Below are 23,787 nucleotides of genomic sequence, written 5' to 3'. Positions count from 1 at the left end.
TTGCCATTCCCGCCCCCTGCTGTACAATCGCCCAAGCGGCCCCGGGCCGCCCCCCCGCACACCCGAGCCCCAGGAGCCCCCCATGGCCCGCAAACGCAAAGCCAAAAAGCAGACCCCCGACGCCCCCGCCATGGACCAGGCCGCCGTGCTGCGCGCCTTCCGCGAGGCGCGCCAGCCGCTCAGGACCACGGAGGTCCTGCGGCGCCTGGGCGTCCACAAGAACCAGAAGCGGGAGCTCAAGGCCGTGCTGGATGCCCTGCTGGAAGCGGGCAAGATCATCCACACCCGAGGCGGGGCCTACGGGCTGACCGAGAGCATGTCGCTGCTCAAGGGGCGGCTCCAGGTCCAGCGCTCGGGCGTGGGCTTCGTCATCCCCGAGGACCAGCGCCGCAAGGATATCTTCGTGCCGCGCAGCAGCTTCGGCGACGCCTGGCACGGCGACGAGGTCATGGTCGCCGTGGCGCCCCCGCGCGGCGGGCGCGACGGCGAGGGCCGGGGCAAAAGCCCCGAGGGACGCATCGTGCGCGTGCTCTCGCGCGGGCTCAAGACCCTGCCCGTGCGCGTGGAGCGCCGCCTGGGGCCGGACCTGTACCTGGCCTTCCCCACCGACCCGCGCCTGCACTTCAACGTCATGGCCGACACCAAGCCGCTCACCGACGACCCCGAGCGCGGCGACATCGTGCACGTGCTGCCCGGCGACAAGCTCGACGCCGGGCTGTGGGCCGCCACCGCCGCCGAAAACCTGGGCTCGGAAAACGACCCCAAGGTCCAGGAGGCCCTGGTCAAGGCCGCCCACGGCGTGCCGCGCAAGTTCCCCCGCCGCGTGCTGGAGGAAACCAGCGTGCTGCCCGGCGACCCCGGCCCCGAAGACTTCGAAGGCCGCAAGGACCTGCGCGGCCTGGGGCTGGTGACCATCGACGGCGCCAAGGCCCGCGACTTCGACGACGCCGTGCACGTGCGCCGCGAGGGCGACGGCTGGCGCCTCACCGTGGCCATCGCCGACGTGAGCCACTACGTGGCCCCCGGCTCGCACCTGGACCGCGAGGCCTTCGAGCGCGGCAACTCCTACTATTTCCCGCAGTCCGTGGAACCCATGTTCCCCGAGGCGCTCTCCAACGGCCTGTGCAGCCTGAACCCCGACGTGCCCCGGCTGGCCATGGTCGCCGAGATCGGCTTCACCCCCGACGGGCAGCCCCGCGACGAGCGCTTCCACGCCGCCGTCATCAAGAGCCACGCCCGGCTGACCTACATGCAGGTCCACCGCGCCCTGGACGAGAAGGACCCCGCCGAGCGCAAGGCCCTGGCCCCGGTGCTGCCCATGCTCGAAGAGGCCGAGCGCCTGGCGCGCGTGCTCAACCGCGTGCGCTCCGCGCGCGGCAGCCTGGACTTCGACCTGCCCGAGCCCGAAATCCTGTTCAACCTGCTGGGCGAGACCACCGACATCCGCCCGCGCCCGCGCACCTTCGCCCACCAGCTCATCGAGGAGTTCATGATCGCGGCCAACGAGGCCGTGGCCCGGCTGCTCACCGCGCGCGAGCTGCCCTGCATGTACCGCATCCACCCCGCGCCCGACGCCGACAAGCTGCGCGCCGTGTTCAAACTGCTCTCGCGCACCGAGCTGGCACCCAAACTGCCCGCCCCGAGCGCCACCGTCGCCCCGGCGGACCTCCAGGCCCTGCTGGGCGCCGCCCAGGGCACGGACCTGGAATTCCTCGCCGGGCGGCTGGTGCTGCGCTCCATGATGCAGGCCGTCTACTCCCCGCAACACACCGGGCACTTCGGCCTGGCCTCGGAGTGCTACTGCCACTTCACCTCGCCCATCCGGCGCTACGCCGACCTGGTCGTCCACCGCGCCCTCAAGGCCGCCATCGGCCAGGACCGCGAACCCCTGCCCCGGCCCGCGACCATGAAGAAGATCGCCGACCACATCAGCGCCCGCGAACGCGTGGCCGTGGACGCCGAACGCGAAATCCTCAAGCGCCTGACCATCCTCTTCCTGGAAGACAAGGTCGGCGAACCCTTCACCGGCATCGTCAACGGCCTGTCCGACTACGGCTTCTGGGTCGAGCTGAACGAGGTCATGGCCGAGGGCATGGTCCGCCTGTCCACCCTGTCCGACGACTACTACCACTACCTCACCGACCGCCAGGAGATCGTGGGCGAACGCACCGGCAAACGCTTCGCCCTGGGCCAGAAGCTGCGCGTACGCCTGGGCAGCGTCAGCCTCGCCCGCCTGGAAGTGGACCTCGAACTCCTGGACCAGGAAACCACCCCCCGCCCCAAGGGCCGCCGGGGGCGGTAGCCGCCCAGGGCGCGCGGGGCCGCGCGGGGCGCGCGGGGCCGCGCGGGGCGGGGACGGTTCCTGTTTGGGGTGGGCCTGCTCAGGGGTTCAGCCTGTGGCCGCTCACGCCGTCCCCCATGTTCTCCGCAAAAACCTCCGGCGCGGGCCGGGCGGCTTCCTGTCGCCCGGCCCGCGCCGGCGTATGGGGTCCAGGGGCCCTTGGCCCCTGGCGGGGGTCCAGGGGGCAGCGCCCCCTGGCGGGGTCCGGGGCAGCGCCCCGGCAACCCGGCAGCCCCTGGGGGCTAGCCCTTCTGGGCGATCTTGGCCCAGGTGTCGCGCAGGGTGGCGGTGCGGTTGAAGACCGGGGCGCCCGGGGCGGAGTCGGGGTCGGCGCAGAAGTAGCCCATGCGCTCGAACTGGCAGCGCAGGCCGGGCGCGGCGTCGGCCAGCCCCGGTTCCAGCAGGGCGCGGACCACGGTCAGCGACTCGGGGTTGAGGTTGTCCTTGAAGTCGCCGCCTTCGGGCACGTCCATGGGGTTGTCGGTGGAAAACAGGCGGTCGTAGAGCCGGACCTCGGCGGGCACGGCGTGGGCGGCGCTGACCCAGTGCAGGGTGCCCTTGACCTTGCGGCCGTCCTGGGACCAGCCGCCCTTGGTCTGCGGGTCGTAGGTGCAGCGCAGTTCGGTGATTTCGCCCGCCTCGTTTTTCACCACGCCGGTGCAGGTCACGTAGTAGGCGTAGCGCAGGCGGACCTCGGCGCCGGGCGCCAGGCGGAAGAATTTCTTGGGCGGGTCTTCCATGAAGTCTTCGCGTTCGATCCACAGTTCGCGCGAGAAGGGCACCGTGCGCGAGCCCATGGCCGGGTCTTCGGGGTGGTAGGCCATGTCGAATGTCTCGACCTGGCCTTCGGGGTAGTTCTCGATGACGACCTTCAGGGGGTTGAGCACGCCCATGACGCGCGGGGCGCGGGTGTTCAGGTCCTCGCGCAGGCAGTGTTCGAGCAGGGCGAAGTCCACGGTGCTGTCGGCCTTGGCCACGCCGATGCGCTCGCAGAAGTCGCGGATGGCCTCGGGGGTGTAGCCCCGGCGGCGGAAGCCGCTGATGGTCGGCATGCGCGGGTCGTCCCAGCCGCGCACGTGGCCTTCCTGGACGAGCTGGATCAGGCGGCGTTTGGAGAGCACGGTGCCGGTGATGTTCAGGCGCGCGAACTCGTACTGGCGCGGGCGGGGGTCGAAGCCCAGGGTATCGAGCACCCAGTCGTACAGCGCGCGGTTGTTCTCGAACTCCAGGGTGCAGATGGAGTGCGTGATGCCCTCGATGGCGTCGGAGAGGCAGTGCGCGAAGTCGTACATGGGGTAGATGCACCAGGCGCTGCCGGTGCGGTGGTGGTGCGCGTGGCGGATGCGGTACAGGGTCGGGTCGCGCAGCACGACGTTGGGGTGGGCCATGTCGATCCTGGCGCGCAGCACGCAGTGGCCGTCGGGGAACTCCCCGGCGCGCATGCGGGCGAAGAGGTCCAGGCTTTCGGCCGCAGGGCGGTCGCGCCAGGGGCTGGGGGTGCCGGGGCGGGTCAGGGTGCCGCGATTTTCGCGGATCTGCTCGGCGGTCTGCTCGTCCACGTAGGCCTTGCCCATTTCGATGAGCCGCGCGGCGAAGCCGTAGAGCTGCTCGAAGTAGTCCGAGGCGAAGAAGTTGTTGGTCCACTGGAAGCCCATCCACTGCACATCCTCGCGGATGGACTCCACGTACTCGACCTCTTCCTTGGTCGGGTTGGTGTCGTCGAAGCGCAGGTTGCAGATGCCGCCGTATTCCCGGGCCAGCCCGAAGTTGAGGCAGATGGACTTGGCGTGGCCGATGTGCAGGTAGCCGTTGGGCTCGGGGGGGAAGCGGGTGGCCACATGGTCCCAGGTGCCGTCGGCCAGGTGCTGGTCGATGATCTGGCGGATGAAGTGGCGGGGGGCGGCGGCCTCGGCGCCGGGGTCCGTGGCGGGGGCGATGGTCTTGTCTGCGGCCATGGGGGGAGTACCTCGTGTGTGGTCGGGCATGGGGCGCACGCTGGCGCCGCCGGGCACTATGCCACGAAACCCCGCGCCGCGCCAGAGGCGCACGGGGGCAGGAAAAGGGCATACGGAAATCGGCACAGGCGGTCAAACCCTTCCTGGGCAGGCGGCGGCGGGGCAGGCTGGCCGCCTGCCTCCCTTGCCCTCCCGCCCAGGTATGCTTTGACCTGGACAAAAACAACTATGGATTATTCCTTGCGAATGCGGTACGGCGAAAGGCAGTGACGCGTGCATTGGGCAATGCAGGCTTGATGATGTTCTGACACAAGCCCACGGATGGACAGGCCAGCCCGGCAACAGGAACCAGGGCTCTGGCATGCTGGAAGCCTCCAGGCTTCCCACAGCCCGGCCTGTGCACCCGCTCCTGGACGGAACCGCCACTCTCTGGATGGACCGATGACCCGCAAGCGGCGCACAGCATCCCCCCTCGAACCCGCCACCACGCCGGGCCTTTGCCCCTGCGCGGACCTGCTGGCCGCCGCCTTCGAGCAGGGCCCGGCCATGGCCCTGCTGGTGGACGCCACGGGCACCACGCGCTACGCCAGCCCGGCCCTGCGCACCCAGGCCCCCGGGGGCCTGGGCGACTTCGATTTCACCCGCACGCCCCTGGGCGACGCCGGGGCCCTGCTGCGCGAGGTCGTAGGCGGGGAGCGGCCCTGGGCCGGCGAGGTGCCGCTGCGCTGCGCCGGGGCGGACCGCTGGCTGCGGGCCTCGTTTTCGCCGCTGCCCGGGGGCGACGGCGCCCCGGCCCTGGCCCTGGGCCTGTTCGAGGACGTGACGCCCACCCGCCTGGCCGAGCAGGCCCACCGCCGCAGCGAAACCCTGCTCACCGTGCTCTACCGCATCTCCAACACGGTGCACGTCACCCGCGACCTGCCCGACCTCTACGCCGCCATCCACGCCATCCTGCGCGACGTGATCGACGCCACGAACTTCTTCATCGCCCTGGTGGACGAGGAGCGCGACCGCCTGATCTTCCCCTACTTCGAGGACACGGTGGACCGCGCGGCCTACGCCATCGAGGGCATCTCCGACCCCGCCACCCAGAGCCTGACCCTGTGGGTCATCCGCTCGGGCAAGCCGCTGCTGGTGCGCAAGGACGAGCTGGCGACCCTGTTCGCCAAGGGCCGCCCGGGCGCCTCGGGTGTGGTGGGCACGGCGGCGGAAATCTGGCTCGGCGTGCCCCTGGTGGTCGAGGGCAAGACCATCGGCGCCATGGCCGTGCAGGACTACAGCGACCCCGACCACTACGGCCAGCGCGAGGTCCATCTGATGACGGCCATCTCCGAGCAGGTGGCCATGGCCATCGAGCGCAAGCGCATGGAGCAGGCCCTGCGCGTGTCGGAGAAGCGCTACCGCACGGTGTCCGACTCGGCCTTCAACATGGAGACCTGGCGCGCGCCCGACGGCACGCTCATCTACGTCTCGCCCTCGTGCCAGCGCATCACCGGCTACCCGCCCGAGGCCTTCATGAGCGACCCCTACCTCATGGAGCACATCATCCACCGCGACGACCTGCCCCTGTGGCGCGAATTCGTGGCCGACCCGTGCAGCAGCGCCGGGGAGAGCATGGATTTCCGCATCTTCCGCGAGGACGGGCGCATGCATTGGCTCTCGGTGGTCAGCCAGGCCGTGACCGACGACGACGGCTCCTGCCTTGGCCTGCGCTGCAGCATGCGCGACATCACCGACCAGAAGACCATGGAAAAGCAGCTGCGCTACGAGAGCCTGCACGACTCGCTCACCGGGCTGGCCAACCGCTCCCTGTGCCTGGACCGCATCCGCCAGACCATGGAGCGCTCCAAGCGCCGCGACGACCACTTCTACGCCCTGGCCTTCCTGGACATCGACCGCTTCCGCGTGGTCAACGACAGCCTGGGCCACCAGATGGGCGACGCCCTGCTGCGCGAGGTCAGCTACCGGCTCTTGCGCTGCGTGCGCAGCCTGGACACCGTGTCGCGCTACGCGGGCGACGAGTACGTCATCGTCTTCGACGAGCTGGTCTCCCCGCGCGAGGCCATCGGCGTGGCCAAGCGCATCCGCCAGGTGCTGGCCGAGCCCTTCCACCTGGGCGACCAGGAGATCCGCATCACCGTGAGCATGGGCATCGTGCTCTCCCCCATGCCGGACCTGTCCCCCGAGGCGGTGCTGCAAAACGCCAACATCGCCATGCACCACGCCATCCGCGCCGGGGGCAACCGGATGAAGGTCTTCAACCCGCGCATGTTCCAGCTCGCGGTGGAGGCCATGACCATGGAGCGCGACCTGCGCCGGGGCATCGAGCGCGACGAGTTTTTCCTGCAATACCAGCCCATCGTCAACCTGCGCGACGACCGGCTCATCGGCTTCGAGGCCCTGGTGCGCTGGAACCACCCCCAGCGCGGGGTGCTCTCCCCGGGGCTGTTCATCCCCGTGGCCGAGGACTCGGGGCATATCATCGACCTGGGCCTGATCATCCTGCGCAAGGCCTGCGAGACCATGGCCCGCTGGCTGGCCCGCTACCCCGGGCAGGACCACCTGCACATGTCCGTGAACCTCTCGCCCCGGCAGTTCTCGCAGCAGAGCCTGGTGGAGCAGATCACCTGCATCCTTGAGGAATCGCACCTGGCGCCGCACCACCTCAAGCTCGAGATCACCGAATCGACCATCATGGACAACGCCGAGGGCGCCCTGTCCATGCTGCGCCGCCTCAAGACCCTGGGCATCAAGCTGTCCATCGACGACTTCGGCACGGGCTACTCTTCGCTGTCCTACCTCCAGAAGTTCCCCGTGGACACCCTCAAGGTGGACCGCTCCTTCATCTGCGACATGGCCCGCAACGCCGAGAACACGGCCATCGTCCGCGCGGTGGTGGTGCTGGCCAAGAGCATGGGCCTGGACGTGGTGGCCGAGGGCGTGGAGGAACGCGAGCAGATGACCCTGCTGCGCGGGCTGGACTGCGACAACGTGCAGGGCTTCTACCTCTCCCACCCGCTGGACCCCGACTCCGCCGACGCCCTGCTGGCCCGCTCGGCCTAGCCCCGCCGCGCCAGAAGGCGCGGGCACACTGCCGATACCGCGCACGCAGCCGCCCCCGCCGCCCGGCGGGCTGGCGGCCTGCGGCTGGCGCCCGGCGTCAGCTAGCGGTAGCGTTCGGCGTCGATGTCCAGGCGGCGCAGGATCTTCTGCAACGACACGCGCTCCAGGCCCGAGATGCGCGCGGCCTGGGAGATGTTGCCCTCGGTGATGGCCAGGAGCTGGCGCACATAGGTGCGGGTGAAGTCGTCGAGGATCTTGGTCTTGGCGTCCTTGTAGGGCGGCAGGTGGTCGTCGCCGGGGTCGCCCGGGCCGTTGCTGTCGGCCAGCCGGGCCAGGGGCAGGTCCACGGTTTCGGTGCGCGCGAAGACGGCCAGGCGGCGCATGAAGTTCTGCAGCTCGCGGACGTTGCCGGGCCAGGGCCGCGCGGCCAGGAAGGCCAGGACCTCGGGGGCGATGTCCTTGGGCGGCAGACCCATGTCGCGGCAGGCCTCGGTGAGGAAGTGGTGGGCCAGCAGCGGCACGTCGTCGGCGCGCTGGCGCAGGGGCGGCACGTGGATATGCAGGACGTTCAGGCGGTAGAAGAGGTCTTCGCGGAAGGCCCCGGCCTGCATCTTGGCCTCGAGGTTCTGGTTGGTGGAGGCCAGGATGCGCACGTCCACGGGGGTGCTCTCGTTGGCGCCCACGGGCCGGACCTCGCGCTCCTGGAGCACGCGCAGCAGCTTGGTCTGCACGTTCATGGGGATGTCGCCGATCTCGTCCAGCAGCAGGGTGCCGCCGTGGGCGGCCAGGAACAGGCCCTTGCGGTTGCGGTCCGCGCCGGTGAAGGCGCCCTTGACGTGGCCGAACAGCTCGGATTCCAGCAGGTGGTCGGGGATGGCCGGGCAGTTGACGCTGACCAGGGCCTGGGCCGCGCGCGGCGAGGAGTTGTGGATGGTGCGCGCGACCATCTCCTTGCCGGTGCCCGACTCGCCGCCGATGAGCACGGTGTAGTCGCTGGCGGCCACGGCGGCGATGGACTCGCGCAGGCGGTTCATGGCCTGGGAGCGGCCCAGCAGGGTCTGCAAGGACCCGGCCTGGGCCACCAGGGCGCGCAGGCGGCGGTTCTCGCCCAGCAGCCGGGCGCGCTCCAGGCCCTTGGCCGCCACGCGCACCAGGCTCTCGCGGTCCACGGGCTTGGTCAGGAAATCGTAGGCCCCGGCCTTCAGGGCCTCCACGGCGGTCTCGATGGACCCGTAGCCGGTGATCATGACCACGGACAGGGCGGGCTCGGCCTCCAGGGCGCGGGCCAGCAGCTCCATGCCCGACAGGCCGGGCATGCGCAGGTCGGAAAGCATCAGCGCCACAGGCCGGGCGGCCAGGATGTCCAGGGCCTGCTGGCCGCTGGTGGCCACCACGCTGTGCACGCCGGGGAACTCCGTGTCCAGCAGCCGGGCCAGGCCCTGGGCGAACACGGCCTGGTCATCGACGATGAGGATGGTCTCCTGGGGCGTGGTCATGGAGCGTCTCCTGGGGCGGCGGGGGCGGCGGGGGCGGCCACGGGCAGGGTCAGGGTGAACACGGCGCCACCGTCGCTGGCGGCCTCGATGCTGCCCCCGGCCTGCTGCACCAGGCCGTAGGCCACGGCCAGGCCCAGGCCGGTGCCCTTGCCCACCTCCTTGGTGGTGAAGAAGGGGTCGAAGATGCGCCGCAGGTGCTCGGGGGCGATGCCCGGGCCGTTGTCGGCGGTGGTGATGGTCACGGTGCCGGTCTGGGGGTCGTGGCTGGCGCCGATGGTGATGCGCCCGGGGGCGGCGGGGTCCTGCGACACGGCGTCCAGGGCGTTGAGCAAGAGGTTGCCCACGGTCTGCTCCAGGGCCTCGGCGGAGATGGCCAGCTGGGGCAGGTCCGGCGGCAGGGCGGTCTCCAGGGTCGCGCCCGCCTTCTGGGCCTGGAGCGAGAACACGTCGGCCAGCACGGCGACGACGCTCACCGGGTCGCAGGGGCCGTGGCCGCCACCGCGCGGACGGGCGAAGTTGAGCAGGTCCTGCATCACGCGCTGGGCGCGCTTGGTGTGGCGGATGATCACGTCCACGTCGGCGCGCTGCTGGTCCGAGTCCGCCGCCGCGCGCAACAGCTCGGCGTAGCACAGGATGATGCCCAGGGGGTTGTTGATCTCGTGGGCCAGCCCGGCGGCGAGCTTGCCCACGGTGACGAGCTTCTCGCTCTGCTGGATGCTTTCGAGCATCCGCTTCTCGGCGGTGTTCTCGCGGGCGTAGACGACCACCCGCCCGCCCCGGCCCTGGGAGCCGGGCAGCGGGTAGATGCTCAGGGCGAAGGAACGCGGCCCGGGCAGGGTGGCCTCGTAGGACGCGGGGCGTCCCTGGAGCAGCACCCGGCGCAGGGGGCAGCCCTCGCCCGAGGCGGGGTCGATGCCCAGCATCCGGGCCAGCAGCCCGTCTCCGGCGGACACGGAGGTGTTCTCGTCGGCGGCGAGCTGGCGGGCGGCCTCGTTGGCCATGATCACGCTGCACGAGCCGTCCATGAGCAGCAGCGGGTCGGCGATGCCCTCGAAGATGGATTCGAGCATGGTGTTCTGGCGCAGCAGGGTGTCCAGGGCGTTCAGGTTCTCCATGGCGATGCCCATCTGGCGGCCCAGGGCGATGAGCACGTCGCGCATCTGGCCGGGCTCGGTCTCGGCCTCGGCGTCCCAGTACAGGCACAGGTAGCCTTCCAGGGCCGAGTCCGAAGGCTGCACGGGGATGAGCGCGGTGTCGTGGGTCATCACGGGCCGGGCCTCGGCCACCACGCGGCCCCAGTCCGCAGGCAGGTCGGGGCGGCGGTCCTTTTCCGGCCAGGAGAAGAAGTTCTGCGAGGACACTGTGCAGATGAACGCCGCGCGCGAGGCGCCGTAGCGCGTGCCGATGCTGGGCAGGGCCGTTTCGATGAGCTCGCGCCGGGTCTGGGAGGTCTTCAGGGCGTCGAGCAGCGAGACGAAGAGCAGCACGTCGCTTCTGCGCTCCATGGCCTCCAGGGAGAGGTCCTTGGTGCGCTCGTCCACCATGCGCCGCAGGTTGTGGGCGTAGTGTTCCAGCTCCTGGCGGGCGCTGGCCAGGGTCCTGGCCATCTCCTCCACGGCGTGCATGATCTCGTCGATCTCGTCGCCCTCGTCCATGTCGCCCAGGTTGTTCACCCGCGAGAGGATCGGGCTCTGGGCCTGCTCCTTGAAGTAGAGGGGAAACACGTCGAGCACGCGGCGCAGGTTGAAGACCACCACGCGGTTGAACAGCATGTTGACCACGCCGAAGCACAGCAGCGTGCCGAAAACCGACAGCAGCACGAAGCCCAGGGTGGCGCCGCGGATGCGCGTCAGCGCGCTGTGCACGGGCAGGGCCACGGAGGTGACCCCGGCCAGGGAGTCCAGCTCGTGGCCGAAGCCGCGCCCGGAGCCGTAGCGCTCCAGCAGCACCGTGGGCGCGGCGTCGGGGTCGCCGTGGCAGTTCATGCACTCGGCCACGTAGCGCACGGGCTTGGCGGTGATGTAGTATTCCACGCCGTCGATCTTCTCGAAACGCGACAGGCGCTCCTGGTCGGGGTTGGCGCGGAAGTGTTCGATGAGCGCCAGCTCGCGGTCGTCGGCCTCGAAGCGCGGATTGCGTGCGCCCACGGCCACGCGGCGGTAGTTGACCTGGGCCGTGGACAGGTCGGTCTGCTCCATGACCTTGCGCGACACGTAGGAGGTGCTCATGGCCTCGATGACGAATTCGTGGGCGGGCAGCACCTCGTACATGGCCGGGCGCAGGGTGTCGCGCACATAGCGGCGCACGGCCTCCACCTGGTCCAGGACCATCTCGGCCTTGTCGGCCACCTCGGACTCCAGCAGCCCGCGCAGGTGGACGTACAGCCCCAGGGAGAACAGCAGGCCGCCGCCCAGGGCGATGGCCGCCAGGCCCATGAGGAACTTGGTCTGGATGGTCTTGGGTCGGGATACGCGCATGCAGGCTCCTGCCCGGCGGGGCGGCGCCGGGCGCTGCCACTGTAGCACAGCGGCGGCGGCGGGCAAGGGGAAACCCTTGCCCTGCAACCACTTGGCGGCAGGTGCAAACTTGAGTTGGCAGGGAGGGACCGGCCCGGCTCAGCGGCGGCGGGAGCGCCCCCCGCGCCGGACGCGGGCCCGGGTCTTGCTGTCCTTGGCCTGCTCGGGCACGCCGTTGCCGTTGTCGTAGTCGCGCGCGGGGTCGATGAGCCCCTCGCGGTCCATGGCCAGGAACAGCTCGCGGCTGATCCAGGCGTCGGTGGCGGCGTAGTTGATCTGGGCCGGGGTCAGCCGGGGGTTGGCCCAGTTGGTGCAGCGCGCGGCCTTGGAGATGCGGATGCCCAGGAACTTGGCCGCCAGGTTGCGCAGGCCGTGGGTGTCCAGCTTGTGGTACAGGGCGACCACGCCCAGGTCGATGAAGCCCCGGGCGGCGAAGGGCGTGATGCGTTGCAGGTCCTTCACGTCGTCGCGCACGGCCACGCCGGTCTTGATGATGCTCGGGTCCTCGAAAATGGCCATCAGGCTGTCCGGGAAGGCCAGGCGCCCGAGCATGTAGATGTACACCGTCTCGGTGGTGGCCATCTGGATCAGCGAGGGCAGGTAGTAGCGGCCCTTCATGAAGGCCGGGCGGCTTTCGGTGTCGAAGCCGAGCACGGTCTCGGCGCGCATGTCGCGGGCGGCGGCCTCGGCGGCGCGCGGCGTGTCCACGATGACGATCTCGCCGCACCAGGCGCCCAGGGGCAGCAGGCCGATGTCTTCCTTGGTGATCTTGCCGCGCAGGGGCTCCACGTCGGCCACCGCGCGGCGCGGGGCCAGGCGGCGGTCCAGCAGGTCGCGCGGGGGCAGGCAGACCACGGGCGCGGCCTGGGGCGCTGCCTCGGCGGGCCGGGCCTTGGGGGCCTGCTTCGCCTTGGGCCGGGGCTCCCGGGCCGGGGCCTCGCCCTGGGCCGCGCCGCCCTTGGCCCGGGGGGCCGGGGCTTCGCCCTGGGCCCTGGCTTTGGGCGCCGGAGCCGGGGCTTCGCCCCTGGTCGCTCCCCTGCCCTTGGCCCGGGGCGCCGGGGCCTCGCCTTCGGGCGCCGAGGTGCTGGCGGCGGCCCGGCCTCTGGCCCGGGGCGCCGAGGCAGGCGCGCCGGAAGCCGGGGCGCTGGCGGCCTTGGCTCCGCCTTTGCCCTTGGCTGCGGGCGCGGCAGCCTCGGAGGCCGGGGCCGGAGCGGACGTTTTGGCCCGGGCGGCGGGCCGGGCCTCGGGGGCCGGGGCGGCGGCCTGTTGGCCCTTGCCCCTGGTTTTGGGCCCGGCGGCGCCCTCGGGCGCCGGGGCGCTGGCGGGCGCCTGGGCCTGGGGCGCAGCCTTGGGCGCGGCGGCGCGGCCCTTGCCCCGGGGCGCGGGCTGGGCCTCGGGCATGGCCTCGCGGGGCCGGGCGCCACCCTTGGGGGCCTTGGCCGCTGCGGCCTCGGGCGCCGGGGTGGCCGTGGGCTGGGCTGCGGGCGTCTTGGGGGCGGCCTTCCGGCCCCCGGCCTTGGGCTTTGGCGCGGCTGCGGCCCCGGGCTGCGGCGCGCCGGGCGCCTGCGCCTCGGCTGCGGCCTCGGGTTTGGCCGTCCGGCCCCCGGCCTGTGGCGCGTCGGGGGCCTTGCCCCTGGGGGCCCTGGCGGAGCGGGGCTTCTTTTCGGGCGCGGCCTGGGCCGGGTCGGGCTGGCCGAAGCGCGGCGCGGCGGCCAGGGCCAGCAGGTAGTCCACCTTGCTGGCGCGCGGGCGGGCCTTGACCACGGCCTCGGCGGCCTGGGCCGCCGAGCGGTCGGCAAAGGGTGCGCTGGCCGTAAGGGCCACGGGCAGGCGCGAGCGGGTGTACTTGGCGCCGGTGCCCGCGTTGTGCTCGGCCAGGCGGCGCGTGAGATCGTTGGTCACGCCGCAGTACAGCGTTCCGTCGGCGCAGGTCAGCAGGTAGACATGCCAGGGCAGTTTCGTATCGTCCATGATGGCCTTTGGCGTCAGATGCGCCCCTCCTCCACGGCGTGGCAGGCCACGAAGCGGCCCGGGGCGGGCTCGCGCAGGGCGGGCACCTCCTCGCGGCAGCGCGGGTCCGCATGGCGGCAACGGCCATGGAACACGCACCCGGGGGGCAGGTTGATGGGCGTGGGCACGTCGCCGGTGAGCCGGATATGCCCGCTGGCCGTGCCCCCGAGCCGGGGGATGGCCGAAAGCAGGGCCTGGGTGTACGGGTGCAGGGGCGCGTCGAAGAGCGGGTCCGTGGGCGCCAGCTCGCACAGGCAGCCCAGGTACATCACCGCCACGCGGGTGGAGATGTGGCGCACCACCGACAGGTCGTGGCTGATGAACAGGTAGGTCAGGCCGCGCTGGTCCTGGGCGTCCATGAGCAGGTTCAGGATCTGGGCCTGGATGGACACGTCCAGGGCGGCGATGGGCTCGTCGGCCACGATGAAGGCCGGATCGACCATCAGGGCGCGGGCGATGGAGATGCGCTGGCGCTGGCCGCCGGAGAATTCGTGGGGGTAGTTGTCGGCCCAGCCGGGACGCACGCCCACCTGGCGCATGACCTCGGCCACCTTGTCGCGCACGGCGGCGTCGGTCTGGCCGGGGTGGTGGAAGCGCAGCGGCTCCTCCAGGATCTGGCGCACGGTCATGCGCGGGTTGAGGGAGGCGTAGGGGTCCTGAAAGACCATCTGCATCTTGCGCCGGTAGGGCATCATGGCCCGGGAATCCAGCTGGTCGATGCGCGCGCCCTCGTAGCGCACCTCGCCGGAGGTCGGCGGATACAGGCCCATGACGGCCCGGGCCAGGGTGGACTTGCCGCAGCCCGACTCGCCGACCACCGAGAGCGTCTCGCCGGGCAGGATGGCCAGGGACACATCGTTGACGGCGCGCACCACGGTCCGCCTGCGGGTCACGCGGCCGCCGTCCAGGGTCAGCTGTTCGAGCAGCCCGCCGGAGATGTCGAAATGCTTGACGAGGTTGCGGACCTCGAGCAGGTGTGCGGTGTTTGCGGGTTCCACTTTCACGTCCTGGGGTCCTCCGTCCTACACGCAGTGGCAGGCGACAAGGCTGCCGCTTTCACGCGAGAGCAGCGCGGGCGCCTCTTCGGAGCAGAGGGCGCACTTCTTGGGGCAGCGCGGGTGGAAGGCGCAGCCCGGGGGCATGTTGTACAGGCTGGGCATGATGCCCGGGATCTGCTCCAGGCGCGCCCCGCGCCCCGAGCCGGACTGCGGCAGGGCGCGGATCAGCCCCTGGGTGTAGGGGTGCAGCGGGTTGGCGATGATCTCCTGGGTCAGGCCCATCTCGATGATCCGCCCCGCGTACATCACGGCGATCTTCTGCGTCACCTGCGAGACCACGGCCAGATCGTGGGTGATGAGGATGAGCCCCATGTTCTCGGTGCGGCACAGCGCAAGCAGCAGGTCCATGATCTCGGCCTGGATGGTCACGTCCAGGGCCGTGGTCGGCTCGTCGGCAATGATCAGCGCCGGGCTGGTGAGCAGGGCGATGGCGATGACGATGCGCTGGCGCATGCCGCCGGAAAACTCGTGGGGATACTGGCGCAGGCGTTTTTCCGGCGAGGGGATGTAGACCTTGCGCAGCTTCTCCAGGGCGATGGCCGTGGCTTCCTTGTCGCTGATGTCCCGGTGGGCCTTCAGGGTTTCCACCATCTGGGTGCCCACGGTGAGCACCGGGTTCAGGGTCATCATCGGGTCCTGGAAGATCATGCTGATGCGGTTGCCGCGCACCTCGCGCAGCCGCTCCTCGGGCAGGGCCGTCAGGTCCTTGCCCTCGAAGAGCACCCGGCCCGACTCGATGAACCCCGGCTTGGCAATGAGGTTCAGGACGGCGAAGCCGGTGACGGACTTGCCCGCGCCCGATTCGCCCACCAGCCCCAGCCGCTCGCCGGGCCCGAGGTTGAAGCTCACGCCCGACACGGCGGGCAGCGTGCCCTTGCGCAGGGCGAACTTCACCGTGAGGTCCGCGACCTCCAGCAGCCGCGGGGTGGCGGTGGCGTCCTGGGGCTGTATCTTCACGCGTCAGCTCTTGTAGAGTTTGGGGTTCAGGAAATCGCGCATCCAGTCGCCCAGCAGGTTGATGGCCAGGATGAGCAGCACCAGCACCACCCCCGGGAACAGGGTGATCCACCACGAGCCGGAGAAGATGTACTCGAAGCCGGACTTGATGAGCGAGCCCAGGGAGGGCTTGGTGGCGGGCATGCCCAGGCCGATGAACGACAGGGCCGCCTCGCTCATGATGGCGTTGGCCACCTGCACGGTGGAGATGACCAGCACCGGGGTCATGGTGTTGGGCAGGATGTGCCGCCACATGATGCGCCACGAGGGCAGGCCGATGACCCGCGCGGCCTCGACGTACTCCTTCTTCTTCTCGGCCAGCACCGAGGCGCGCACGGTGCGCGCGTACTGCGGCCACTCGGCCAGGCCGATGACCACGATGAGGAAGGGCACGGCCACCTGCTCGTAGCGGCCCACGCCGAAGGCGGTCTGGAAGATGGCGCCCAGGAAGATGGCCACCATGTAGGTGGAGAACGACAGCTGCACGTCGGCCACGCGCATGAGCACGGCGTCGATGCGCCCGCCCGCGTAGCCCGAGACGAGCCCGATGCCGATGCCCAGCACCGCCTGCAGGGCCACGGCGCCCAGGCCGATGAGCACCGAGACGCGCGTGCCGTAGAGGATGGTGGACAGGATATCGCGGCCCTGGGCGTCGGTGCCCAGGGGGAAGGCGCTGTCCTGGTCGATCCACATCGGCGCCAGCTCGGAGTCCATCACGTCGATCTGGGCCGGGTCGTAGGGGTTCATGGGCGCCAGCACCGGCGCCAGGAACCCCGCCGTCACCAGCAGGGCCACCACCACGAAGCTGCCGATGGCCACGGGGTCGCGCAGGAAGCTGTGCAAGAAATACGATTCGCGCAGGCGCTGGACCAGGGCCATGCTACTTCCTCCCCGCGATGCGGACCATGGGGTTGACCAGGCCGTAGATGATGTCCACCGCCGTGTTCACCAGCACGAAGACGAAGCCCACGAAAATCAGGTAGGCCACCAGCAGGGAGGTGTCGGCACGCTCCACGGCCTCCAGGAAGATGAAGCCCATGCCCTGCCACTGGAAGACCGTCTCGGTGAGCACGGTGAAGGCGATCATCGTGCCCAGCTGCACGCCGCCCACGGTGATCACGGGCAAGAGCGTGTTCTTGAAGCCGTGGACGAAGAGCACGCGCCAGGGGCGCAGGCCCTTGGCCCGGGCGTACTTCATGTATTCGGCCTCGAGCACCTCCTTCATCTCGGCGCGGATCAGGCGGATGAACAGCGGCAGCATGACCGAGGACAGGGAGATGGCCGGCAGCACCAGGTGCTCCAGCCCGTCCCTGGTCAGCAGCCCCGTGTCCCACCAGGAGGTCAGGCGCACGGTCTCGCCGCGGCCGTAGGACGGCAGCCAGCCCAGGTGGATGGCGAACACGTAGATGAGCATGATGGCCGTGAGGAACACCGGGATGGACACGCCGATGACGCTGCCGCCCATGAGCAGCCGCGAGGCCAGCGCGCGCGGGCGCACCGCCGCGTAGATGCCCACCGGCACCGACACCAGCAAAATGATCACCGAGGCCGCCAGGACCAGCTCCAGGGTCGCCGGGGCCTTGCGCACGATGACCTCCAGGGCCGGGCGCTTGAAGAAATAGGACTGGCCCAGGTCGCCCTGCAGGGCGCCGCCCAGAAAGCGCACCCACTGCACGGCCAGCGGGTCGTTCAGCCCCAGCTCCTGGGACAGCCGGGCGCGCTCCTCGGCGGAGACGGCCACGCCCACCAGATCGCGCACGGGGTCGCCCACGGCGGTCTTGATGGCGAAGCCGATGACGCTGATAACGAGCATCACCATGACCGCCTGGGCGATGCGTCGGACAATGAAGGCGAACATAGGGTGTCTTGCCGCTGCTGGGGTGGATGGACTTCTGGCCGCGCGGGCCTGTCCCGCGGCGGCTGCGTGCCTGCGAAGCCCTGTTGCGGCCCGAAAGCCGGGGGCTTTCGGGCCGTGCGGGACTTCGCCCGGGCGCAGGGGGCACTACAACGCTTTGGGCGTCATGGCAACCCCCCGGCCCGCGCGTCTGGGCCCTACTCGATGGTCAGGTCACCGAAGTAGGGGAAGTCCATGACGTTGAGGATGTGCTCCAGGTTCTTGTGGTTCTTGCGGCCCGCCCAGGAGTTGTTCTGCCAGTGCAGGTTCACGAAGGCCGCGTCGTCGTAGGCCATCTTCTCGGCCTGCTGCAGCATGGCGGCGCGCTTGGCGGGGTCGAACTCGGCGTTGGCCGCCACGACCAGGGCGTCCAGCTCGGCGTTGCAGTAGTTGCCGCTGTTGTACTGGCCGGAGCCGGTCTCCTTGTTGGGGCACATGAGCAGGTACTCGAAGAAGTTGGCGCTGTCCTCGGTGTCGGCGTGCCAGCCGATCATCTGCACGTCGGCCACCTGGGCGTCGAACTCATCCCAGTACTGGGCCTTGGGCATGGTCTTCAGCTCGACCTTGACGTTGATCTTGGCCAGCATGCCCGCCACGGCCTGGGCGATCTTCTCGTCGTTCACGTAGCGGTTGTTGGGGGCGATCATGGTCACGGTGAAGCCGTTCTCGTAGCCGGCCTCCTTCATCAGCGCCTTGGCCTTGTCCAGGTCGAAGCGCGGGGCCAGCTCGGGGTTGTGGCCCGCGTAGCCCGCCGGGCTCTGCTGGGCGGCCACGGTGGCGAAGCCCTTCATGATCTTGTCCACGATGCCCGCGTTGTTCACGGCGTACTCGAAGGCCATGCGCACACGCTTGTCGGCGAACTCGGGACGGCGCTTCTGGTTGAGCTGGAAGGTGATGACGCGGGTGCCGGACATGGTCACCAGCTGCACGTCCTTGTGGGTGCCGACGCGCTCCAGGTCCTGCGGGGGCACGGGGGCGATGAAGTCCACGTCGCCGGACAGCAGCGCCGCCACGCGGGTGGCCTCTTCCTTGATGGGCGTGAGCACGATCTCGCTGACGTTGCCGGGGCTCTTGGTGTCCCAGTAGTCCTTGAAGCGGGTGAAGACGGTCTTCACGCCGTGCTCGCGGTAGGTCACGTAGAACGGGCCGGTGCCGGACTCGTTGGTCAGGGCGAAGGAGGGCCCGGTCTTGGCGATGAGGTCCTTGGGCTGGCCGCTGTCGTCCACGCCGCTGTAGAAGGCGCTGTCCATGGGGAAGATGTAGGTGGCCATGGCCAGCACCAGGCCGTAAGGCTTGGTGGTCACGATGTCCACGGTCAGGTCGTCCACGGCCTGGGCCGGGCCGAACAGCTCGAAGAGGAATTTGTAGTCCTGGCTCTGCTTCAGGCGCTCCAGGGTCCAGACCACGTCCTTGGCGGTGAAGGTGTTGCCGCTGTGGAACTTGACGCCCTCACGCAGGCGGAAGCGCGTGGTCAGCGGGTCGATCTGCTCCCAGGACACGGCCAGCCGGGGCTCGAAGGAGCCGTCCTTGGCCCAGCGGACCAGCGGGTCGAAGCAGATGTGCGAATACTGGAGCATGCCGCCCGAGAGCTGGACATGCGGGTCCAGGGACGTGGGGTCGGCGTCCAGGGCCATCTTGAGGGTCTTGGCGTGGGCCGCCCCGGCAAAGCCGCAGAGCATGGCCGCGCACAGGCAGGCGAGAAGCAGGCGTTTCATCGAATACCTCCGAATTGGGTTGAGAAAGGGCACACCGCCGCGCAGTCGTGCCGGGCCGCCCCGTCGCGGAAACCAGGGGGGGGGGGGGGGGGGGGCCGGGCGCCGCACCCGCAGGGTGTAGCGGAAAAATCCTGGCGCCACAACCGCGCCGGGCCCTGCGGCGGCGCCCGGCGCACCAGCGGGACGTTCGTCCCCCCACCAGGGTGCGCCGCGCCGCAACGCGCAGGAATCCAATCCCCTTTCGTTACCCCGCCCGGGGGAAAATAACAATTCCAAAATTTTCTGAGTGGGCAGAAGTTTAGACTATTTCAAGACATTCCGGAAGGCGCGGCGCACGCGGGGGCGCAGCGCGCGTAGTCGGGAGATGGGACACACGTGGAACGAAGGCGCGGCGCACGCGGGGGCGCAGCCGCAGGCCGGGGCTTCCGTGCGGCCGGGGCCCGGGGCGGGGGCAGCGCCGCAGCCGGAGCGGGCGGGGGCGCAGGCGCAGAGGGCAACCCGGCCCAATGGCGCGCCCGGGCCGCAGGCGAAACGCGGCCGGGACGGCGGTGCAAGCGCAGCCAGGAGCCCAGGAAGCGGAGGCGGACGACGGGCTGCGGCGACAACCGCAGGCCCGGGATGCAAAGGCGGGCGGCGGGCGGCGGCGTCCCGCCTCCGGGCGGCGCGGGACGCCACCGCCCCGCGCGCCCGGACGGCTACTCGCTGGCCCGGGTCAGATCCATGAAGGTCTCGCCGCAGTAGGCCGCGAGGTTGAAGGACTTGTAGTCGTTGGCCGGATCCTCGGCGTAGCGAAAGCCGATTTTGGACTCGGGGTTGAACTCGGTCACGCAGTCGTTGGAGGACTGGAACAGGGGGCACTGGTTGCTGGGGCACACCAGCAGCACGCCCCACATGGTCTCGGGCGGGCCGAGCCAGGGCTTGAGGGGCTGGCCGCAGTGGGGGCAGGTGCGCGTGAGGTCGATATCGTCCATGGAGGTCTCCTTCGGGTTGACGGTGGGCGCGGCGCGCACGGCGCCGCAGGCTGGGAGATAAGCCCGGGGGGAGCATTTGTCCAGTGCGCCGGGCGCCGCAGGTCCGCCTCAGCCCCGGGTGGCGGCCTGGCGGGGGTTCTGCCCGCCCGGGTCCAGGCCCGCGCCCGCGTCGTACACGCCCACCAGGGCGTCGGTGTGGCGGATGGAGCGCGCCCGGCGGGCGTAGCGCAGGATGTTCAGGTAGTCGGACTCGTAGCCGCCCTCGGGGCGCCAGCCCCCGCAGCGCACCACCACCAGCTCGCGCGCCAGGCACAGGCACAGCGGGTCGATGTTGCCGGGGCGGATGGTCTCGCGCCCGGGCAGCGCCTCGGGCAGGAAGGGCTTGCCGAAGGCCCGCGACACGTCGATGCGCCCGACCTGCATCTCGTGCTCCAGCCCTTGCATGTAGGTATTGAACGCCCCGGGGGTCAGGGCGTTGTCGTCGTCCACCAGCAGCAGGAAGGCGCCCCGCGCCGCGCGCAGCAGGGCCTGGCGCGCGGGGTTGCCGTAGTTGCCGCCCCGGGGCAGGTCGAAGAAGCGCACCCAGGGCGGCGGGGGCGCGCCGTCCGGGCCCGTGCGCGGCCCGCGCACGCCATCGTAGCCCACGAGCATTTCCACGGCGCCGGGGGCCAGCCCGGCCTGGGCGGCGGCCACAGCCACGCTGTCCACGGCCAGGGCCAGGGCCCGGGGCCGGTCGCCCCGGCTGGGGGTGATGACGCTGAACAGCGGGGCCTGGTCCACGGCGGTCCTCCGGGCGGCAGAGTACACCGCGCGCGGGCGGGGCGCAACGGGCCGCGCGCCTCCCCTGCCCCGCGCCCTGCGGCGCACGGGGGCCGGGCCCGGAGTGCGCGGGCGGCCCCGGCTGCGGCGCCCGTCGCACCTGGGTGGCGCCTGCCCTCGACGCGCCGCTCCCCCCACCGCCCCGGCGCGAGCGCCCCAGCCGCGCCGGGGCGGCTCGTCATGCCGCGCGAGGCTCCCCGCCGCGCCCTGCGGGAATGTGCGGAAATTGTGGCCCCGGATTGTTGACAGCGCTGGGGAAGGCGTCTATACGTGCTCTTCCCAAGTGGCGTAGGCCCGTAGCTCAGGGGGAGAGCACTTGCTTGACACGCAAGGGGTCAGCAGTTCAAATCTGCTCGGGCCTACCATGATTTCAGCAACGAGGGAGGCGCTCGCCTCCCCTTCTTGTTTGCGCGGCGGGACCGCTCCCCGGGGGGCGGGGCCCGGCGCGCGCCGTTGCATTGCACGGGAGGTATGACGTGGCACAGGAACAGGGCCAAGAAGCCATCGAAGCGGTGGAAGCCAAAGCCGGGGAGTCGTGCGCCGACGCCCTGGCGCGCGGCCTGTCCAAGAAACGGTTCAAGCAGGTGGTGGCCGCACGCTGCGCCGACGCCACCATGGACCTGACCGCCACCGTGCCCCAGGGCTGCACCACCCTGACCCCCGTCTACGCCGCCTCGCCCCAGGGGCTGGAGGTCATCCGCCACAGCGCCGCCCACGTCATGGCCCAGGCCGTGAAGACCCTCTTTCCCCAGGCCCGGGTGACCATCGGCCCGGCCATCGAAAGCGGGTTCTACTACGATTTCGACTTCGAGCGGCCCTTCACCCCCGAGGACCTGGAGGCCATCGAGGCCGAGATGCACACCATCGTGGCCCGCGACGCGGCCTTCACCCGCCGCGAGGTCTCCAAGGCCGAAGCCGTGGCCCTGTTCAACGCCATGGGCGAGACCTACAAGGCCGAGATCATGGACGACCTGGGCGGCGACCACTTCTCGCTCTACAGCCAGGGCGATTTCGTGGACCTGTGCCGCGGCCCGCACGTGCCCTCCACGCGCTTCGTGTCGGCCTTCAAGCTGCTCTCCGTGGCCGGGGCCTACTGGCGCGGCGACGAGAACAACCGCATGCTCCAGCGCATCTACGGCACGGCCTTTGCCGACGACAAGGCCCTGGCCGCGCACCTGGCGCAGATCGAGGAGGCCAAGCGCCGCGACCACCGCAAGCTCGGCCCGCAGCTCGACCTGTTCAGCTTCCACGAGGAAGGCGGCGCGGGCATGGTCTACTGGCACCCCAAGGGCGCCCTGGTGCGCACCATCCTCGAGGATTTCGTGACCCGCGAGATGCTGCGCCGCGGCTACGGCATCGTGCGCACCCCGCAGCTGCTCAAGCGCGAGCTGTGGGAGACCTCGGGCCACTACGCCAACTACCGCGAAAACATGTATTTCACGCAGATCGACGAGACGGCCTACGGCGTCAAGCCCATGAACTGCGTGGCGCACATGCTCATCTACAACTCCAGCATGAAGAGCTACCGCGACCTGCCGGTGCGCTACTTCGAGCTGGGCGTGGTGCACCGCCACGAGAAGTCCGGCGTGCTGCACGGGCTGCTGCGCGTGCGCCAGTTCACGCAGGACGACGCGCACATCATCTGCCGGCCCGACCAGCTCCTGGACGAGATCAAGGGCGTCATGGCCTGGATCCAGGACCTGATGGGCCTGTTCGGCTTCGAGTGCGCCATGGAGATCAGCACCCGGCCCGAGAAGTCCATCGGCTCGGACCAGGACTGGGAGCGCGCCACCGCCGCGCTCATGGACGCCATGGCCGAAATGGGCCTGCCCTACGCCATCAACGAGGGCGACGGCGCCTTCTACGGCCCGAAGATCGACGTGAAGCTGCGCGACTGCCTGGGCCGCATGTGGCAGTGCTCCACCATCCAGGTGGATTTCACCTTGCCTGAACGCTTCGACCTGGTGTACATCGGCCAGGACGGGGAGAGGCACAGGCCCGTCATGGTCCACCGCGCCATCATGGGTTCCGTGGAACGGTTCATCGGCATCCTCACCGAGCAGTATGCCGGAGCGTTCCCCACCTGGCTGGCCCCGGTGCAGGCACGCGTGCTCACCGTGACCGACGACCAGAAGGCGTTTGCCGAAACCGCCTTGGCCGCCCTGCAAGACAGCGGGGTGCGCGCCGAGGCGGATTTGCGTAATGAAAAATTGGGGTACAAGGTCCGCGAGGCCCAGATGGCCAAGATCCCCTACATCCTGGTGGTGGGGGACAAGGAAGTGGAGTCCGGCGGCGTCAACGTGCGCCTGCGCGGCGAAAACTGCGGCCTCAAAACCCTGGTCGAGGCCTCGCGGATGATTCTGGAGGACTGCCAGGAGCCCTTCAAACGAGGAGGAATGCGCTATAGCTTCGGTAGCCAACCAAGTCCGGCGTAACCGGCAGATCCGTGCGCGCGAAGTGCGCGTGATCGGAGACGACGGCGAGCAGGTGGGTATCATGCTCACCCCGGACGCACTCAAGATGGCCATGGATGCGGGCCTTGACCTTGTGGAGGTGTCGCCCAACGCGCGACCCCCGGTCTGCAAGATCATGGATTTCGGGCGCTTCAAGTATCAGCAGCAGAAGAAAGCCCAGGAAGCCCGCAAGAAGACGACCATCGTCCAGATCAAGGAGATCAAGGTCCGCCCCAAGACCGACGACCACGACTTCAACACCAAGTTGAAGCATGTGCGGCGGTTCCTGGAGGACGGCGACCGGGTCAAGGTCACGGTCTTCTTCCGGGGCCGCGAGATCGTGCACAAGGACCGGGGTCTGATGATCCTGGATCGCATGGTCGAGGCCGTCAAGGACCTGGCCAAGGTCGATCAGCTCCCGCGCAGCGAGGGCCGGACCATGAGCCTGCTGCTGGCACCGTTGCCCAAGTAGCCGTCCACCCGGCAGAGTGTTCCGGGAC

15 protein-coding genes and 1 tRNA gene are annotated in these 23,787 nt (G+C 70.2%); 5 read left to right on the top strand and 11 right to left on the bottom strand.

What is annotated here, in order from left to right:
• The first annotated feature begins 82 nt into the window (after window positions 1–82).
• Window positions 83–2,302: a ribonuclease R gene (gene rnr, locus G495_RS0100140; RefSeq protein ID WP_028586134.1), complete on the top strand. Its 2,220-nt coding sequence runs from the start codon at window positions 83–85 to the stop codon at window positions 2,300–2,302.
• A 281-nt stretch (window positions 2,303–2,583) separates the two neighbouring features.
• Here rnr and G495_RS0100135 read toward each other — a convergent pair whose 3' ends face one another.
• A complete protein-coding gene (locus G495_RS0100135; protein WP_051444905.1) occupies window positions 2,584–4,296 on the bottom strand; it encodes a glutamine--tRNA ligase/YqeY domain fusion protein in 1,713 nt (570 codons plus the stop codon).
• 441 nt (window positions 4,297–4,737) lie between these two features.
• Between G495_RS0100135 and G495_RS20015 the strand changes: the two genes are divergently transcribed.
• Window positions 4,738–7,359, top strand: coding sequence for an EAL domain-containing protein (locus G495_RS20015; protein WP_051444904.1), 2,622 nt, complete (start codon window positions 4,738–4,740; stop codon window positions 7,357–7,359).
• 101 nt (window positions 7,360–7,460) lie between these two features.
• Here the strand turns inward: G495_RS20015 and G495_RS0100125 are convergent, their stop codons facing one another.
• The 10 genes from G495_RS0100125 to G495_RS0100080 all read right to left on the bottom strand — a co-directional run bounded on the left by G495_RS0100125 (window position 7,461) and on the right by G495_RS0100080 (window position 20,795).
• On the bottom strand, window positions 7,461–8,855 hold the full coding sequence (locus G495_RS0100125; protein ID WP_028586132.1) for a sigma-54-dependent transcriptional regulator: 1,395 nt from the start codon (window positions 8,853–8,855) through the stop codon (window positions 7,461–7,463).
• The gene (locus G495_RS16760) at window positions 8,852–11,332 is read right to left on the bottom strand and encodes a c-type heme family protein (RefSeq protein WP_035250327.1); all 2,481 of its coding nucleotides are present in this window, start codon (window positions 11,330–11,332) and stop codon (window positions 8,852–8,854) included. The genes G495_RS0100125 and G495_RS16760 overlap by 4 nt, the downstream gene beginning before the upstream one ends.
• A gap of 138 nt (window positions 11,333–11,470) precedes the next feature.
• A complete protein-coding gene (locus tag G495_RS22695) occupies window positions 11,471–13,342 on the bottom strand; it encodes a GIY-YIG nuclease family protein (protein ID WP_084457643.1) in 1,872 nt (623 codons plus the stop codon).
• A 14-nt stretch (window positions 13,343–13,356) separates the two neighbouring features.
• Window positions 13,357–14,385 carry an ABC transporter ATP-binding protein gene (locus tag G495_RS0100110; RefSeq protein WP_028586131.1) on the bottom strand — a complete coding sequence of 343 codons (1,029 nt, stop codon included), beginning with the start codon at window positions 14,383–14,385 and terminating at the stop codon, window positions 13,357–13,359.
• Between the two features lie 18 nt (window positions 14,386–14,403).
• Window positions 14,404–15,396 carry an ABC transporter ATP-binding protein gene (locus G495_RS0100105; RefSeq protein WP_245588329.1) on the bottom strand — a complete coding sequence of 331 codons (993 nt, stop codon included), beginning with the start codon at window positions 15,394–15,396 and terminating at the stop codon, window positions 14,404–14,406.
• 3 nt (window positions 15,397–15,399) lie between these two features.
• Window positions 15,400–16,314, bottom strand: a complete 915-nt coding sequence (locus G495_RS0100100) for an ABC transporter permease (RefSeq protein WP_028586129.1) — start codon at window positions 16,312–16,314, stop codon at window positions 15,400–15,402.
• 1 nt (window position 16,315) lies between these two features.
• Window positions 16,316–17,293, bottom strand: a complete 978-nt coding sequence (locus tag G495_RS0100095; RefSeq protein ID WP_028586128.1) for an ABC transporter permease — start codon at window positions 17,291–17,293, stop codon at window positions 16,316–16,318.
• A gap of 194 nt (window positions 17,294–17,487) precedes the next feature.
• The gene (locus G495_RS0100090) at window positions 17,488–19,044 is read right to left on the bottom strand and encodes an ABC transporter substrate-binding protein (RefSeq protein WP_028586127.1); all 1,557 of its coding nucleotides are present in this window, start codon (window positions 19,042–19,044) and stop codon (window positions 17,488–17,490) included.
• 695 nt (window positions 19,045–19,739) lie between these two features.
• Window positions 19,740–20,015 carry a hypothetical protein gene (locus G495_RS16750; RefSeq protein WP_051444903.1) on the bottom strand — a complete coding sequence of 92 codons (276 nt, stop codon included), beginning with the start codon at window positions 20,013–20,015 and terminating at the stop codon, window positions 19,740–19,742.
• Between the two features lie 108 nt (window positions 20,016–20,123).
• Complete coding sequence (locus G495_RS0100080) at window positions 20,124–20,795, bottom strand: glycosyltransferase family protein (protein ID WP_028586126.1); 672 nt, start codon at window positions 20,793–20,795, stop codon at window positions 20,124–20,126.
• 329 nt (window positions 20,796–21,124) lie between these two features.
• On the opposite strand from G495_RS0100080, the gene G495_RS0100075 reads away from it, so the two are divergent.
• The 3 genes from G495_RS0100075 (at window position 21,125) to infC (ending at window position 23,759) form a co-directional block, all read left to right on the top strand.
• Window positions 21,125–21,199, top strand: a tRNA-Val gene (locus tag G495_RS0100075).
• A 138-nt stretch (window positions 21,200–21,337) separates the two neighbouring features.
• Complete coding sequence (thrS, locus tag G495_RS0100070) at window positions 21,338–23,269, top strand: threonine--tRNA ligase (RefSeq protein WP_028586125.1); 1,932 nt, start codon at window positions 21,338–21,340, stop codon at window positions 23,267–23,269.
• Window positions 23,238–23,759, top strand: coding sequence for a translation initiation factor IF-3 (gene infC, locus G495_RS0100065; RefSeq protein ID WP_028586124.1), 522 nt, complete (start codon window positions 23,238–23,240; stop codon window positions 23,757–23,759). Before thrS ends, infC begins: the two co-directional genes overlap by 32 nt.
• Window positions 23,760–23,787 lie beyond the last annotated feature (28 nt).

The organism is Desulfocurvus vexinensis DSM 17965, assembly GCF_000519125.1.
Lineage (GTDB): Bacteria > Desulfobacterota > Desulfovibrionia > Desulfovibrionales > Desulfovibrionaceae > Desulfocurvus > Desulfocurvus vexinensis.
The sequence above is the reverse complement of the archived record's forward strand: the minus strand, read 5'-3'. Positions and strand labels throughout refer to the sequence as shown.

Coding starts and splice junctions, on each gene's coding strand:
- rnr (WP_028586134.1), top strand. CDS start 83: ATGGCCCGCAAACGCAAAGCCAAAAAGCAGACCCCCGACGCCCCCGCC.
- G495_RS0100135 (WP_051444905.1), bottom strand. CDS start 4,296: ATGGCCGCAGACAAGACCATCGCCCCCGCCACGGACCCCGGCGCCGAG.
- G495_RS20015 (WP_051444904.1), top strand. CDS start 4,738: ATGACCCGCAAGCGGCGCACAGCATCCCCCCTCGAACCCGCCACCACG.
- G495_RS0100125 (WP_028586132.1), bottom strand. CDS start 8,855: ATGACCACGCCCCAGGAGACCATCCTCATCGTCGATGACCAGGCCGTG.
- G495_RS16760 (WP_035250327.1), bottom strand. CDS start 11,332: ATGCGCGTATCCCGACCCAAGACCATCCAGACCAAGTTCCTCATGGGC.
- G495_RS22695 (WP_084457643.1), bottom strand. CDS start 13,342: ATGGACGATACGAAACTGCCCTGGCATGTCTACCTGCTGACCTGCGCC.
- G495_RS0100100 (WP_028586129.1), bottom strand. CDS start 16,314: ATGGCCCTGGTCCAGCGCCTGCGCGAATCGTATTTCTTGCACAGCTTC.
- G495_RS0100095 (WP_028586128.1), bottom strand. CDS start 17,293: ATGTTCGCCTTCATTGTCCGACGCATCGCCCAGGCGGTCATGGTGATG.
- G495_RS0100090 (WP_028586127.1), bottom strand. CDS start 19,044: ATGAAACGCCTGCTTCTCGCCTGCCTGTGCGCGGCCATGCTCTGCGGC.
- G495_RS16750 (WP_051444903.1), bottom strand. CDS start 20,015: ATGGACGATATCGACCTCACGCGCACCTGCCCCCACTGCGGCCAGCCC.